The sequence below is a fragment of the Pantoea sp. SS70 genome (genome assembly GCF_029866845.1).
Classification (GTDB): Bacteria; Pseudomonadota; Gammaproteobacteria; order Enterobacterales; family Enterobacteriaceae; genus Pantoea; species Pantoea leporis.
In genome coordinates, this window is the sequence record NZ_CP117199.1 from 1,516,553 (window position 1) to 1,530,109 (window position 13,557).

15 protein-coding genes and 2 tRNA genes are annotated in these 13,557 nt (G+C 53.1%); 7 read left to right on the forward strand and 10 right to left on the reverse strand.

Features of this window, described 5'->3' with window-relative positions:
- Positions 1-33: 33 nt before the first annotated feature.
- Complete coding sequence (gene matP, locus PO881_RS06905; RefSeq protein ID WP_008101445.1) at positions 34-501, forward strand: macrodomain Ter protein MatP; 468 nt, start codon at positions 34-36, stop codon at positions 499-501.
- 75 nt (positions 502-576) lie between these two features.
- Here matP and ompA read toward each other — a convergent pair whose 3' ends face one another.
- Together ompA and sulA are read right to left on the reverse strand one after the other, a co-directional pair.
- Positions 577-1,647: a porin OmpA gene (gene ompA / locus PO881_RS06910; RefSeq protein WP_101760922.1), complete on the reverse strand. Its 1,071-nt coding sequence runs from the start codon at positions 1,645-1,647 to the stop codon at positions 577-579.
- Between the two features lie 349 nt (positions 1,648-1,996).
- Positions 1,997-2,488 (reverse strand): SOS-induced cell division inhibitor SulA, encoded by a 492-nt coding sequence (gene sulA / locus PO881_RS06915; protein WP_101760921.1) that lies wholly within the window; start codon positions 2,486-2,488, stop codon positions 1,997-1,999.
- Positions 2,489-2,710: 222 nt separating this feature from the next.
- Here sulA and PO881_RS06920 point away from each other — a divergent pair, with 222 nt between their 5' ends.
- Entirely contained in the window at positions 2,711-3,340 is a 630-nt protein-coding gene (locus PO881_RS06920) for a TfoX/Sxy family DNA transformation protein (protein WP_101760920.1), read from the forward strand.
- On the opposite strand, the gene yccS is transcribed toward PO881_RS06920, so the two are convergent.
- Positions 3,337-5,475 (reverse strand): YccS family putative transporter, encoded by a 2,139-nt coding sequence (gene yccS / locus PO881_RS06925; RefSeq protein ID WP_280172655.1) that lies wholly within the window; start codon positions 5,473-5,475, stop codon positions 3,337-3,339. The genes PO881_RS06920 and yccS overlap by 4 nt on opposite strands.
- Before the next feature lie 9 nt (positions 5,476-5,484).
- Positions 5,485-5,928, reverse strand: a complete 444-nt coding sequence (locus PO881_RS06930) for a YccF domain-containing protein (protein WP_137385518.1) — start codon at positions 5,926-5,928, stop codon at positions 5,485-5,487.
- A 123-nt stretch (positions 5,929-6,051) separates the two neighbouring features.
- Between PO881_RS06930 and helD the strand changes: the two genes are divergently transcribed.
- Complete coding sequence (gene helD / locus PO881_RS06935; RefSeq protein ID WP_280172656.1) at positions 6,052-8,106, forward strand: DNA helicase IV; 2,055 nt, start codon at positions 6,052-6,054, stop codon at positions 8,104-8,106.
- Positions 8,107-8,109: 3 nt separating this feature from the next.
- Here the strand turns inward: helD and PO881_RS06940 are convergent, their stop codons facing one another.
- On the reverse strand, positions 8,110-8,571 hold the full coding sequence (locus tag PO881_RS06940) for a methylglyoxal synthase (RefSeq protein WP_101760917.1): 462 nt from the start codon (positions 8,569-8,571) through the stop codon (positions 8,110-8,112).
- A 68-nt stretch (positions 8,572-8,639) separates the two neighbouring features.
- A complete protein-coding gene (locus tag PO881_RS06945; protein WP_210080555.1) occupies positions 8,640-9,266 on the reverse strand; it encodes a DUF2057 family protein in 627 nt (208 codons plus the stop codon).
- Between the two features lie 177 nt (positions 9,267-9,443).
- Here PO881_RS06945 and PO881_RS06950 point away from each other — a divergent pair, with 177 nt between their 5' ends.
- The gene (locus PO881_RS06950; protein WP_101760915.1) at positions 9,444-9,857 is read left to right on the forward strand and encodes a CoA-binding protein; all 414 of its coding nucleotides are present in this window, start codon (positions 9,444-9,446) and stop codon (positions 9,855-9,857) included.
- Between the two features lie 31 nt (positions 9,858-9,888).
- On the opposite strand, the gene hspQ is transcribed toward PO881_RS06950, so the two are convergent.
- Together hspQ and rlmI are read right to left on the reverse strand one after the other, a co-directional pair.
- The gene (gene hspQ, locus PO881_RS06955) at positions 9,889-10,206 is read right to left on the reverse strand and encodes a heat shock protein HspQ (RefSeq protein ID WP_008101422.1); all 318 of its coding nucleotides are present in this window, start codon (positions 10,204-10,206) and stop codon (positions 9,889-9,891) included.
- Between the two features lie 59 nt (positions 10,207-10,265).
- Positions 10,266-11,456, reverse strand: coding sequence for a 23S rRNA (cytosine(1962)-C(5))-methyltransferase RlmI (gene rlmI, locus PO881_RS06960; protein ID WP_101760914.1), 1,191 nt, complete (start codon positions 11,454-11,456; stop codon positions 10,266-10,268).
- Between the two features lie 85 nt (positions 11,457-11,541).
- Between rlmI and yccX the strand changes: the two genes are divergently transcribed.
- Positions 11,542-11,820 carry an acylphosphatase gene (yccX, locus tag PO881_RS06965; protein ID WP_280172658.1) on the forward strand — a complete coding sequence of 93 codons (279 nt, stop codon included), beginning with the start codon at positions 11,542-11,544 and terminating at the stop codon, positions 11,818-11,820.
- Here the strand turns inward: yccX and tusE are convergent, their stop codons facing one another.
- Together tusE and yccA are read right to left on the reverse strand one after the other, a co-directional pair.
- Positions 11,821-12,147, reverse strand: coding sequence for a sulfurtransferase TusE (gene tusE / locus PO881_RS06970; protein ID WP_280172659.1), 327 nt, complete (start codon positions 12,145-12,147; stop codon positions 11,821-11,823).
- A 98-nt stretch (positions 12,148-12,245) separates the two neighbouring features.
- Positions 12,246-12,899, reverse strand: coding sequence for an FtsH protease modulator YccA (yccA, locus tag PO881_RS06975; RefSeq protein ID WP_007887332.1), 654 nt, complete (start codon positions 12,897-12,899; stop codon positions 12,246-12,248).
- Positions 12,900-13,121: 222 nt separating this feature from the next.
- On the opposite strand from yccA, the gene PO881_RS06980 reads away from it, so the two are divergent.
- Both PO881_RS06980 and PO881_RS06985 read left to right on the forward strand, forming a co-directional pair.
- A tRNA-Ser gene (locus PO881_RS06980) sits at positions 13,122-13,209 on the forward strand.
- A gap of 36 nt (positions 13,210-13,245) precedes the next feature.
- Positions 13,246-13,333: transfer RNA gene (locus PO881_RS06985), tRNA-Ser, on the forward strand.
- Positions 13,334-13,557 lie beyond the last annotated feature (224 nt).

Below are 13,557 nucleotides of genomic sequence, written 5' to 3' on the forward strand. Positions count from 1 at the left end.
CTTAGTTTGTTACGTGATCACGATGAGATTCCGATGAAATACCAGCAACTCGAAAATCTTGAAAGTGGATGGAAGTGGAAATACCTGGTGAAAAAGCATCGGGAGGGTGAACTGATCACCCGTCATCTTGAGCTTAGTGCGGCGCAAGCTGCGGTCGATACGTTGTTGTCGATGGAAAACAGCCCGGTTGAGGTTAACGAGTGGATCGCCCAGCACATTCATCCAGATTTGGAGAATCGTCTCAAGCAGACGATACGTGCACGTCGTAAACGTCACTTTAATGCTGAGCATCAGCACACGCGTAAGAAATCGATCGATCTGGAATATCTGGTGTGGCAGCGTCTGGCAGGATTGGCGCAGCGTCGCAGTAATACGCTGTCAGAAACCATAGTTCAGTTAATTGAAGATGCTGAACGCAAAGAGAAGTACGCCAGCCAGATGTCTACGCTGAAGCAAGATCTGCAGGCGATCCTCGGAAATGGTGGCTCGGAAAAAGAGTAGAATCCCTTTTTCGTTCTCATTACATTCAGCCATAAAAAAACCCCGCCTTAGCGGGGTTTTTTACTGCGTGATAACTTAAGCCTGTGGCTGAGTTACAACGTCTTTGATACCTTTCACGTCGATTTCAACGCGACGGTCTGGCGCCAGGCAGTCGATCAGGGCATTGCGGCCTTTCACGCTGTCACAGGTGTTGCCAGTAACTGGGTTGGATTCGCCCATACCGCGTGCAGAGATCTTGTTAGAAGGGATACCTTTAGATACCAGGTAATCAACTACAGATTGCGCGCGCTTCTCAGACAGTTTCTGGTTGTACTGCTCTGAACCGATGCGATCGGTGAAGCCCAGTACTACAACAGAGCCGTCTTTCGGATCCATTGAGCTCAGCTGGCTGTACAGCTGATCAAGAGCCTGCTGACCTTCTGGCTTCAGAGTAGATTTGTTGAAGGTGAACAGAACGTCAGACTTCAGGGTGAAACGCTTGGTTTCAACAACTGGCGCTGGAGCTGGAGCCGGAGCTACAACTGGCGCTGCATCTTCATCCTGACCGAAACGGTAAGAAACGCCTACGCTCAGCATGCTGTTGTCTGGACGTGCACCAACGGTACCTGCGTCACCGATGTTGTTAACCCACTGGTAGTCCAGGCGAGTTGCCCAGTTTTTGGTCAGTGCGTATTCAACACCAACAGCAGCCAGCGGAGAAACGCCGGTGTCGTGGTCGCTGATGCGGCCAGTAGTTGGGTTGGTCTGAGTAGAGTCAGCACGCCATACCATACCACCCAGACGGGTGTAGACATCGAAGTCTTCGGTAATTGGGTAGCTCAGTTTAGCAGCCAGCTGAACGCCTTGTGCTTTGAATGCGCCATTGGTCACGGTGCCTTTGTTAGGCATACGGCCCAACCAGTCGTAGCCCAGCTCGAAGCCCAGGTACGGATTCGCCTGATAACCCAGGAATGCACCAGCACCCAGCTGAGATTCATGAGTTGGACCGTTGTTGTTCTCATAACCGTTACCGTAGTAACCAGTATCGTGATACTGAGACCAGCCCAGTTTAGCACCGGTGTACCAGGTGTTATCTTTAGGTGCGGCCTGCGCTACGGTAGCGAAGCCAGCCAGTGCCACTGCAATTGCGATAGCTGTCTTTTTCATTTTTGCGCCTCGTTATCATCCAAATAGGCAATGAGCAAAAAGGTTGCTCTTTGTGTTAATCCTTCGCCGGGTCTAAACGCTCGCTTTTGACTCTACCGAAAAAACGGAGGTTATTGAGCACCCTGGCGAGCTAAAGTCTACAACGAGATTGGAAACTTACAAGTATGATGTGACGCCGGGCAGCAAAAAAACAGCGATTTATACACACATTTTAACAAATCATATGGCTAAATCTTCGGTATTAGAAAACAAAAAAGCGTCTAAGCCATTGTCATAGCTGGCGGGAAAAGAATCAGTAGCTTAGATGCAACTTTTGCAAAAAAAATGCTGAGAAAATTCCTGGATTTACTTAATGAAACAAATCTGAGGGAATTTTTGACGCATTAGGTTGTCTGGAATGAGCATATTGACGTCCCTGTGGACGCAAAATCAGACCGAGTGCTTCACCTTCCGCCGCTGCTTGTTCCAATTCTAAACGCTCTTCATCACTCAATTCGTACGGAATCCAGGCAAGCACGACGCTGTAGTTACCTGTACGTAATGCCTTCACCATACTTTCAACGGTGTTAAAACGCTCAGATTCGGTGATGTGCATACTCTTTTCTAACGGTAATCCCGACTGCTGCATCCAGCTACGATTTAGCTTATGAGCCGGAGTGAGCCACAGCTGCCAGCGCGATTGCTCGCTCAACTGTTTTAGTACCGGAAGCAGCATAAGTTGCATCATTTCAGGTTGTTCGCTGGAGCGCAGTTCAGTAATTCCACCCAGCGAAGGTTGCGCTAAGCCAGGTGAAGCGAAACGATGTGAACGATCAGCAGGGCCAGAGAAATGAGTACGCATAATTTAATCACTCAGTAATGAACTGTATGGATGTACAGTAATGACTTCCTGGATAAAGATCAACCTCAATTTCTGAAAACGCCTCGCAATTTCTGCACAAGATCCCGCACTCCTGCTTTTATTCATTGAACAGCTAAATCGTTTTTTTTATCTTCTAACCAGATGAATCTGCGAGCTTTTATAGGAAATTTCCCGCGCATGGAATCCATTGGAGGGGGCGTTATGAAGAGATATAACCCGGTAGTTGAGCAATCGAAAGCGCAGTTGGCGGCATTAGGTAAAATTGAATCACGTACGCAATTTGGGGGGTATGCGCTGACTATTGAGAAGGTGATTTTTGCTTATATCAATGAAGATGCGCTTTATCTCCGAGCCAGCGAGGCGCTTCACGTCTATAACGCACAGCGTTCACTCGAACCGCTGATTTACCGCAAGCGTGGCGTGCCGGTGACCTTAAGCTACTTCAAAGTAGATACACAGTTATGGCAAAACCCCGAACAATTATTGCAGTTATCGGCTAGCTCATTGCGCGCCGCACAGGAGGAAGCGGCTACCAGACTTGTCTCGCTGCGATTGAAAGATCTGCCGAATTTAAGCCTGCGACTGGAGCTGATGCTGCATAAGGTGGGGATCAGTTCGGTGCGGTTGCTGTGTGAAACAGGATCGCGACAAAGCTGGCTGAAACTACGCGCGGTGAATAAGCACATTGGGTTAAAAACGCTGTTGGCGCTGGAAGGTGCAATATCAGGACATCATGAGGCGGCGTTACCCAGCGCCATCCGGCAAGAGCTCTATGCCTGGTATTTAAAAATGCTCCGCCAGCATGCGGCGGCGGAGCATCAGCAGCCTTAATCGTTGACGAGGGTGCGGCGTAGACGGGCAATTTCGGGCAGCAGCGCGACCAACAATCCCAATTGCTGAATCACTAATGGTGCGCGTGTATCCGGGCTGTTTTTCATCTCGCTCATGCGCTGCATTAGCGCCTGCTGCATCTCTGTGGCTTGCGCATCCGTAACACGATCGATCTGCAGCACATCTTCTATGAAGCAGACCGCGTCATCCAGTAAGGTCAGCAAGGTACTATCTGCCAGCTGTTCGCGATGCGCTCCCAGCGCCGAGATATAGCTGAGGAAGGAGTGGTTCAGACACAGCAGTCGAAACGCATTCTCACGTAGCGGTTGTTGTAGCTTAAGTTCACCACTGATGTTTGACACCACTGACGCTAGCTCAGCATCGGCGTTATGCGCATCGCGACGTGCCACGCGATAAGCCAGACGATTGTCCTTGCCTTGATGATATTGCTCCATAATCGCATCCAGATAGCGGCAGTTGGCATCCAATGTTCGATCGGCAACGGCGGTGATTTTGCGAAAACGCCAGTCGGGCCAGACAAAAGCCACGGCTAGCCATGCCAGGCCGCAGCCAAGCAAGGTATCCACCACGCGCGGCAGCGCCACTTCAAAGCCTTCGCCGAGCAAATTGAAGCACAGCAGAACCAGCAAGGTGATAAACAACGTGGCTTGCGCATATTGAATCTGGCGGAATGCGAAGAACAGCACGCCGCTCAGCACAATCAGCACCAGCTGACCTTCAATCGAGGGCACCAGCCACAAGACCGGCAAACCGATGGCGATGCCGGCTAAGGTGCCGCCAATACGCAAGGCGAGGCGTCGTCGGGTGGCGTTGTAATTGGGCTGACAGACGAACAGGCTGGTCAGCAAGATCCAGTAACCGCGATCGACGCCGGTGATTTGAATAAAGGCGTAGCCAACACACAATACCAGCGACATACGCACTGCATGGCGGAACAGGGCAGATTGTGGGCTGAGATGGCGACTCAGGCGTAAGCGGATATCCGCCCAGCCGCTGAGCCCTTCGCGTGACAGATGGTGATCGCTCTGCGGAGACGGTTCGGCCAGCATCTGCTCTGACTCAATCGATGCCAGTTGCGCATCAATGGCACGCAGATTACGCAGCAGCCAGAACAGTGCGTGAATGTGCGGATCCTGCGGCTCGTTCTGCTGAAGGCGTTGCAGCGCGGTTTCCAGCCGTTCAAAGGTGCGTTCAAAATGGCTGTCGTGATGCCACGGCTGACGCAGCAAAATGGTCTCCGCCAGTTGTCGACACGCGCGCGCTTGCATGTTCATCAGGCGCTGGAAACGGAACAGCACTTCGTTGTAACGCCAGTTATCACGCAGCAAATGATATTGCAGATGCGAGGAGCTGGCGCGTTCATGGATATCCTGCGCGACAAAATAGTAGTGCAGGCTGCGACGCGTGCTGCGTGAACCGCGGTCGCCACGCAAACGACTTTGAATGGTGCTTTTAGTGAGATTGAGCTGGGCCACCAACTGGCTGTTGACCATCGCCGTGGCAACCAGCGTAGCGTCATCCTGATCGCCGCCGTCAGGATCAAACAGGTTTGCTTTGGCTTCAAGATAGCGCGCCAGCTGGGAAAAACTGCCTGCCAGCTGTTCCTGCACCGGGCGCACCGGAAACATCAAATGACCAACAAAGGTCAGCAAGTTGTACCAAAGGGCACCGATCAACAGCAGCGCTGGCTGCATCCACCACTGCGGGAACAAGCCGATGCCCAGCATGGTATAAACCGCAATCAGCAGCGCACCAAAGGCGATGGTGGCATAACGCTGTCCCAGCGCACCGAGCAAAATAAAGCCCCAGCTGGAAAGCGCCAGACCCAGAGCAAACGCCCACGGATGGGGGAACAGCAGTTCCACCGACACCGAAGCAATACAGAAACACACCAGCGTGATCAAAAGATTGCGTACACGCCCAATCCAGCGATCGTCGAGATCCGCCAGCGCCGCGGCGACCACGCCCAGCGTCAGCGGAATGGTCCACTCGATTTGGTGCAGCCACCACGGTACCGCCGCGCATCCGGTTAAGGCAAAGAAGATGCGCAGCAAATAGCGCAGGCTGCTGTTAAACAGATAACGTCGCCAGCCTGGCAAGGCGTCATGAATCATTGAACGGCCTCAGTAGCGGCGACGCGCATTGGCTTCACGCGCAGCCTGCGCTTCTTCAACGGAGACCACGCGACGGCCAACCGGCCACAGCGCAATCGCGGCAATTTTGAAGTTGGCGATGCCAACAGGAATGCCGATGATGGTCAGACACTGCACGATACCGGCCGAGATATGCGCAAGACACAACCACCAGCCAAACAGTATCAGCCAGAAAATGTTAAGGAAGGTGCCGCCGGTATTCATCACATGGCTTTTACTGTCGGGACGCAGCACATCGACATGCACCGCTTCGTTGCCAAAGGGCAGCAGAGACAGTTTGGTGATTTCCCAGCAGGAACGCGTCAACGGCAGCGTAAAAATCAGCACGATGCTCATCAGGGTGGCAAACAGCCAGCTGAGGGTGGTGAAAAAGCCGCCGAGAATGAAATTAAGAATATTAAGTACGGTACGCATAAACGTGTTTTTCCTTTTGCAATCCGCAATATGTGGCGCCAAGTTTAGCCTGTTTTAAGGCTGGAGCGCCAAGAGTCTGACAGGTAAACTGCGCGATATCGAATTCCACATGACGGTGCGGACATGGAACTGAAAGCAACATCAATGGGTAAACGTCTGGCACAGCATCCCTATAATCGGGTGCGCTTGCTGGCCGCCGGCGTGGAAGTCAGTGGCGATCGCCATGAATATCTGATCCCGTTTAACCAGTTGCTCAACATTGCCTGTAAACGCGGCATGGTATGGGGCGAACTGGAGTTTCTGCTGCCAGATGAGAAAGTGGTGCGCCTGCATGGTACCGAATGGCAGGAAACGCAGCGCTTTTTCCACTACTTGCAGCACGCCTGGCAGCAGTGGAGCCAGGAGATGAGCGAGGTGAGCGCGGAGGTGTTGGTCGCGCTGGAGCAGGAAATCCTCGCCTTCACCCAACAGGATCGCTGGTTGAAACGCAGTGAGCTGAGCGCGGTAAAAGAGAGCATTACACGCCAGTTTTCTGCCTTGCCGTTGCCTCTCGCGCGTATTGCCGAGTTTGATAACTGTCGTGAGCGCTGGGAATTCTGCCAGCAATGGCTGGAGCAGGGTGAAGCGGCGATCCGCCAACGCAATCGCCAATGGACCAGCAAGATCCTCAGCGACTATCACGAATTCTTCTCCACGGTTGAAACCACGCCGCTCAATCCATCGCAATGCGAAGCTGTAGTGAATGGCGAAGACGCGCTGCTGGTGCTGGCGGGGGCGGGCAGTGGCAAAACCTCGGTGCTGGTGGCGCGCGCGGGTTGGCTACTGAAACGCAAGCTGGCGCAAACGGATCAAATTCTGTTGCTGGCGTTTGGTCGTCAGGCGGCAGATGAGATGAATGACCGTATTCAAACGCGCCTTGGTGAGAGCGCGATTCAGGCGCGTACCTTCCATGCATTGGCGCTGCATATCATCCGCGAAGGCAGTAACAAACAACCGGTGATCAGCAAGCTGGAAAGCGACAGCAAGGCGCGGCGACAGTTACTGATTGCGACCTGGCGTGAGCAGTGCAACAGCAAGAAAGCGCAGGCCAGCGGCTGGCGTCAGTGGTTACAGGATGAGCTGGAGTGGGAGATTCCCGAAGGTCCCTTTTGGCAAGATGACAAACTGGCGCAGCGCATCGCATCGCGCATGGAGCGCTGGCTGGGCTTGATGCGCATGCACGGCGGCGCGCAGGCGGCAATGATCGCGGATGTGGCAGAAGCGCAGCGCGATAATTTCAGCAAGCGTGTCAAACTGATGGCGCCACTGTTAAAGGCATGGAAAAGCGCGCTGAAAGAGGAGGGCGCGGTCGATTTCTCCGGGCTGATTCACCAGGCGATTGCCATTCTGGAGAAAGGGCGTTTTATCAGCCCGTGGAAGCATATTCTGGTCGATGAGTTTCAGGACATCTCACCGCAGCGAGCCGCACTGCTGACGGCGCTGCGTCAGCAAAACAAGCGAACCAGCCTGTACGCGGTGGGCGATGACTGGCAGGCAATCTATCGCTTTAGCGGTGCCGAAATGAGTTTGACCACCGCGTTCCATCACTATTTCGGCGATGGCGATCGCTGCGTGCTGGATACCACCTATCGCTTTAACGATCGTATTGGTGAGATAGCCAATCGCTTTGTACAACAGAACCCGCATCAGCTGCGCAAGCCGTTGAACAGCTTGTGCAAAGGTAATAAAAAATCGGTGACTTTGCTGCCGCAGGATCAACTGGAAGCGCTGTTCGATAAACTGAGCGGTTATGCCAAACCCGAAGAGCGCGTACTGCTGCTAGCGCGTTACCACCATTTGCGGCCGGCAATCCTCGATAAAGCTAAAACGCGCTGGCCAAAGTTAAAGCTGGATTTCATGACGATCCATGCCAGCAAAGGACAACAGGCGGATTTTGTTATTGTATTGGGGCTGCATCAGGGACGCGACGGTTTCCCGGCACAAGCGCGGGAATCCATCATCGAAGAGGGTTTGCTGCCGCAGCCGGAAGATTTCCCGGATGCGGAGGAGCGACGGCTGGCGTATGTGGCGATGACGCGTGCGCGCCAGCAGGTGTGGCTGATGTTCGATAAAGATCGGCCTTCGGTATTTGTCGAGCACCTGCGCGAATTAGGTGTGCCACAAAGCCGTAAGGCCTGATGATTAGGGTTTCAGGCGTTCGGCGAGATAACGCTGATAGTCTGGAATCTGAATCTCAATCTGTTGGGCAAACTTCGGTGACTGGATAATAAAATCTGCGGTGGTGCGGTTATTGGCCACCGGGATATTCCACACCGTGGCGAGGCGCAGCAGCGCTTTGACATCTGGATCGTGCGGCACCGCATTCAGCGGATCCCAGAAGAAAATCAGCACATCAATTTTACCTTCCGAAATCAACGCACCCACTTGCTGATCGCCGCCCATCGGGCCGCTTAGCATGGCGTTAACATCCAATCCGGTATGACGATTAATCAGATTGCCGGTGGTGCCGGTAGCGTACAACACATGCTGTTGCAGCGTGCTTTGGTTGGTTTGCACCCACTCCAGCAGCGAGGCTTTACAGTGATCGTGTGCAACGAGGGCGATATGTTTCTGAACCTGAAGGGTACGAACGGTCTGCTCCATAGGGCTTCCTGTTTCTTCTCATGCATTATGTGTTAATGCAGGAGTTTACCCCTGGCGTTTCATCACTATCAACTTGTGCGTAAGGTTTTCATCCAGCTAATAAAACGCAGACGTGTGGCGGCATCAAAACGCTTGAACCAGCCATGCAAAGAGGGAAGATCGCTAACGTCCTGCCAGGCGTAATCCAGATTCAACTGCGCCTCGCTGGCGCTCAGCGAATGTAAGGCAAAACGCGGAACCGAAGCGGCGTGGGCATCACGATTATAATTCACCATCGCCTTTTCGAAATCGGTATCACCTGGCTTCGGCAAATGGTCGCGCAGGCTGGTGATTTCTATGCCGCGTTCATCAATCAGTTGAAAGTTGAGGGTTTTGTCGAAGGTGCTACGTTCACGACGATTAGTGAGCGCAGGCAAGCGAATTGCCACCGAATGGGCATTGGCGCTGAAAGTGACAATCATCGGCACGGATTGAAAGTGCGCGGCGTCAGTGCCCGGTTTTTCCACACGAAACAGAAACTGATGCTGCCCACGATCCAGCTCAAGGCTGCCTGCGCCTTTCAGCAGCGAACCAGAAATTTTACGCCCGTCCAGCACCAGCAGTTCGATCTCGGGATCGAGCTTGAGAGTGATGGCCTGGCATGAGGCTGATACGAGCAACAGCAGTAAACCCGTAGCAGTTAAAGACAGCTTCATTTCAACTCCCGGCAGAAGGGGGTAAATCGATTATGTGTAGCAAAGTATTACATTATGGCAGTAAATTTACATTTTTACATATTTATTCGTGCTGCTGCGCAAAGTTCTGGTGACCAACAGTTGCTGCCTGATGCGCAATGCCATCTACACTTAAGCGAATGAACCAGGAGAAAAAAGATGAATGATCAAACGATTCGCGATGTGCTGACTAAAACCAAACGTATCGCGTTAGTGGGCGCCAGCGACCGCCCCGATCGCCCGAGCTATGGCGTGATGAAATATTTACTTGATCAGGGATACGAGGTGATTCCGGTGAGTCCTAAATTGGCGGGACAGCAACTTCTTGGTCAAACCGCCTATGCCACGCTGGCGGATGTACCCGGAAAAGTGGATATGGTAGATGTGTTTCGCAATGCCGAAGCGGCATGGGGCGTAGCGCAGGAAGCGATCGCCATTGGTGCGGATACGTTGTGGTTACAGCTGGGCGTGATTAATGAGCAGGCGGCGGTGCTGGCGCAAGATGCGGGTATGACCGTGATAATGGATCGCTGTCCAAAAATTGAAATTCCTCGGCTGGGGATTAGGCACTAAAACAGAAACGGCGACCGGAGTCGCCGTTTGATTAATGTCTCAGGCTGGGTGCCTGCAGCTGTTGCCGAATTGACGCGGCAAGCTCATCCATTGAAGGTTGTTCGGGATGTTCGAAGGAGGTTTCCCCCGCCAGCTGAACTTCAGCGACATAGGTATGCACCTGATCGCCTTCTTCATCTTCCATCACCACATGATACCAGGGCGCGGCGCGCAGCGTTTCGCTGGCAGCGACATCATCAACTTCTGGCTCATCAAGCGAAAACTCCGGATCGACATCCACGATAACGCCGAGCACCCCGGAGAGACGATGTCGGACCTGCTGTCCAATTCCAAATTTAGTCGTAATCATTGTGACCTCCCAAAAGACTGCCCTGTAACCAATATGGAGGCAGGGACAGCGTTTTCAAGTCACAGCACGCGGCAGGCAAAACCTTTCAGATAAAGCCCTTCAGGATAGCTGGCGATCACTGGATGGTCGGCTGCCTGACGGAACTGCTCTATAAATTGTACATCACGACCGGCATCAACGGCGGCATCAGCGATGATTTTCTGGAACAAATCGGTTGGCATCAGGCCAGAACAGGAGAAGGTCAGCAATACGCCACCAGGATTCAACAGCTGAATGGCCAGCATATTGATATCTTTATAGCCGCGACACGCGCCCATCAACTGGTTCTTGTTCTCTACGAATTTCGGCGGATCCATGACGATCAGGTCGAACTTTTCGCCGCTGTCGCGATAACGACGCAGCAGTTTGAACACATCGTCACGCACAAACTGGGCACGCGACACATCCAGACCATTGAGTTCAACGTTCTGTTTCGCCACGTCGAGTGCGTCTTGCGAAGTATCAACGCTAATCACTTCACGACAGCCGCCCATCAAGGCAGAAACCGCAAAACCACCGGTGTAAGAGAAGCAGTTCAGCACGCGTGCATTATCTGAGTAGCCACGCGTGGCAAAACGGCTGTCACGCTGATCAAGGTAATAGCCGGTTTTATGACCGCCCTGAATATCCACCAGCAGCTTCATGCCGTGTTCAGTAATCGGCAGCAGCGGTGGCGGCAGTTCACCCGAAACCGGCCCTTGTGCCAGCTCCAGTCCCTCTTTTTTACGCACCGCCACGTCTGAGCGATCGTAAATAGCGCAATCCGGGAAACACTGTTGTAAGGCGGAGACGATGGCCGGACGCTGATACTCGGCACCCGCAGACAACAGCTGCATCACCAGGAAGTTGCCGAAGCGATCGATGGTTACGCCCGGCATGCCATCAGACTCACCGGCAATCAGGCGATAGCTGTCCAGCCCATCACGTTTCGCCAGCCAGTCACGCCACAGCTGGGCTTGCTCAAAGCGGCGCACGAAGAAGGTGATGTCGATTGACTCATCCTGTTGCCAACTCCAGACGCGTGCGCGAATTTGTGATTGCGGAGAATACGCGGCGCGAGCCAGCCATTTGCCATTGCTGTCACAGATATCAATGGTTTCACCAGACTGGGCTTTACCTTCCATACGTGCAACGGCACCAGAGAACACCCACGGATGGCGGCGGAGCAGGGATTTTTCACGTCCCTTTGTGAGAATCAATCGAACGGTCATAGTTTGCTATGCTTACCTGAAAAAATGAGGCGCCATTTTCCGGCGGATGGCGGCAAATTGCAACGCAAGCTGATGAGAGAACGCAATGGCTACCACATGCTGTAAAATTTCGGTGCACGGCATCGTGCAGGGCGTGGGGTTTCGCTACCACACCCAAGCGCAGGCCAGAGAATTGAATCTTAACGGTTATGCGCACAATCTGGCGGACGGCAGCGTTGAAGTGCTGGCGTCCGGTGAGGCGCAGCAGGTCGATGCATTAATCAGTTGGCTCAAAGCGGGTGGGCCGCGGAGCGCGCGGGTGGATAAAGTGCTGGTGGAGCCGCATCAGCCCAGGGAAATGCCGACCCGATTCACCACCGGCTGATTACAAGCATTTCGCCGGTTTTGGCAATCCGGCAATTTTGGTCGCCTGCTTGGCCGGGCCTTCCGGGAAAAGACGGAACAGATAGCGGCTGTTGCCTTTCTCCTCGCCATACTTTTGCGCCATGGCTTTCACCAGCATGCGCACCGCCGGCGACGTATTAAACTCCTGGTAAAAGTTGCGCACAAAGTGCACTACTTCCCAGTGCGCGTCACTCATCACGATCGCTTCTTGCTTCGCGATGGCAGCAGCCAGCGGCTCGCTCCAGTCCGCGCTATTTTTCAGATAGCCTTCCGCATCGGTGGCAATCTCTTTACCAGCAAAATTCACAGTCATTCCTCATGGAGTTAATCGACACATTGTAAATTCGCCCGGCCATAAAAAGCAAAAACCCCGCCGAAGCGGGGTTTGATAACTCTTGCGGCAGCTTAATCGCGGTTAGCGAAGCCCAGCAGGCTCAACAGGCTAACAAAAATGTTATACAGCGAAACATACAGGCTTACGGTGGCGCGAATATAGTTGGTTTCACCACCGTGAATGATGTTGCTGGTTTCCCACAGGATGGCACCGGCAGAGAACAGGATGAACAGGGCGCTAATCGCCAGATGCAGCGCAGGTAGTTGCAGGAAGATATTAGCAACCACCGCCACCAGCAGCACGACAAAGCCGGCCATCATCATGCCACTCAGGAATGACATATCGCGGCGTGTGGTCAATACGTAGGCCGAGCAACCGAAGAACACCAGCGCGGTACCGCCCAGTGCCATAGCGATCACATCACCCATGCCTGCAGTGAGGAACGAGCTCAGGATTGGACCAAGGCAGTAACCGAGGAAGCCGGTGAAAGCGAAGGCCGCCAGAATACCTGCCGGACTGTTAGCCAGTTTATGCGTCAGGAACATCAAGCCATAAAAGCCGACCAGCATCAGAATCAGGCCCGGTGAAGGCAAGGCAAACACGGTGCTGAGTGTGGCGGTGACGGCCGAGAAGGCCAGCGTAAAGCCAAGTAACAGATAAGTATTGCGCAGCACTTTGTGGGTGCTGACTAACGATTGCTGCGACGAGCTAAAAATTCTTTCCATCATGCGCTCCTTAAAGAGAGAAACACCAAATATGGCACGAGGATACGCAGCGCCTGAAAGACAGAAAAGGCGTTTTACCCATCTTTACGCGATAAATTGCTGTTTCGCTGAGCAGAATGGCGAAATTGACGCCGAAAAAATAGAATTTGGCTGTTTTTCAGCCGAACGATTCATTGCAGGCTTTACATCGTTATGGGGGATGTTTATAGTGCGCCTCATTGCGGAGGGGTGGCCGAGTGGCTTAAGGCAACGGTCTTGAAAACCGTCGATGGGAAACCATCCGAGAGTTCGAATCTCTCCTCCTCCGCCATTCACTCTTGCAGAGTGACGCAACAAAAAAATCCCCGGAGGGATGGCCGAGTGGCTTAAGGCAACGGTCTTGAAAACCGTCGATGGGAAACCATCCCAGAGTTCGAATCTCTGTTCCTCCGCCATATTAAAGAAGCCCGCAGAAATGCGGGCTTTTTGCTTTTCTGCGTTCATAAATTCCGAAAAACATCGCGTGGCTTTTCCATCTGCTGCCGTTCCCCGACGCCACGCGCGTTAGCTGCTATATTCCATGCACGGTTTTTTGCAAACATCTGGCGATTTTCCGATGCAAGCTGAGTTACACTGTGCGGTAATTCGCTCTTTGGCGGGCTAATCGTTTGAAAGCCAG

Excerpts from the sequence above, each read along its gene's own strand:
- hspQ (WP_008101422.1), bottom strand. The coding sequence starts at position 10,206 with ATGATTACGACTAAATTTGGAATTGGACAGCAGGTCCGACATCGTCTC.
- ompA (WP_101760922.1), bottom strand. The coding sequence starts at position 1,647 with ATGAAAAAGACAGCTATCGCAATTGCAGTGGCACTGGCTGGCTTCGCT.
- helD (WP_280172656.1), top strand. The coding sequence starts at position 6,052 with ATGGAACTGAAAGCAACATCAATGGGTAAACGTCTGGCACAGCATCCC.
- PO881_RS06930 (WP_137385518.1), bottom strand. The coding sequence starts at position 5,928 with ATGCGTACCGTACTTAATATTCTTAATTTCATTCTCGGCGGCTTTTTC.
- sulA (WP_101760921.1), bottom strand. The coding sequence starts at position 2,488 with ATGCGTACTCATTTCTCTGGCCCTGCTGATCGTTCACATCGTTTCGCT.
- PO881_RS06950 (WP_101760915.1), top strand. The coding sequence starts at position 9,444 with ATGAATGATCAAACGATTCGCGATGTGCTGACTAAAACCAAACGTATC.
- rlmI (WP_101760914.1), bottom strand. The coding sequence starts at position 11,456 with ATGACCGTTCGATTGATTCTCACAAAGGGACGTGAAAAATCCCTGCTC.
- matP (WP_008101445.1), top strand. The coding sequence starts at position 34 with ATGAAATACCAGCAACTCGAAAATCTTGAAAGTGGATGGAAGTGGAAA.
- PO881_RS06940 (WP_101760917.1), bottom strand. The coding sequence starts at position 8,571 with ATGGAGCAGACCGTTCGTACCCTTCAGGTTCAGAAACATATCGCCCTC.
- PO881_RS06920 (WP_101760920.1), top strand. The coding sequence starts at position 2,711 with ATGAAGAGATATAACCCGGTAGTTGAGCAATCGAAAGCGCAGTTGGCG.
- yccA (WP_007887332.1), bottom strand. The coding sequence starts at position 12,899 with ATGGAAAGAATTTTTAGCTCGTCGCAGCAATCGTTAGTCAGCACCCAC.
- PO881_RS06945 (WP_210080555.1), bottom strand. The coding sequence starts at position 9,266 with ATGAAGCTGTCTTTAACTGCTACGGGTTTACTGCTGTTGCTCGTATCA.
- yccS (WP_280172655.1), bottom strand. The coding sequence starts at position 5,475 with ATGATTCATGACGCCTTGCCAGGCTGGCGACGTTATCTGTTTAACAGC.
- yccX (WP_280172658.1), top strand. The coding sequence starts at position 11,542 with ATGGCTACCACATGCTGTAAAATTTCGGTGCACGGCATCGTGCAGGGC.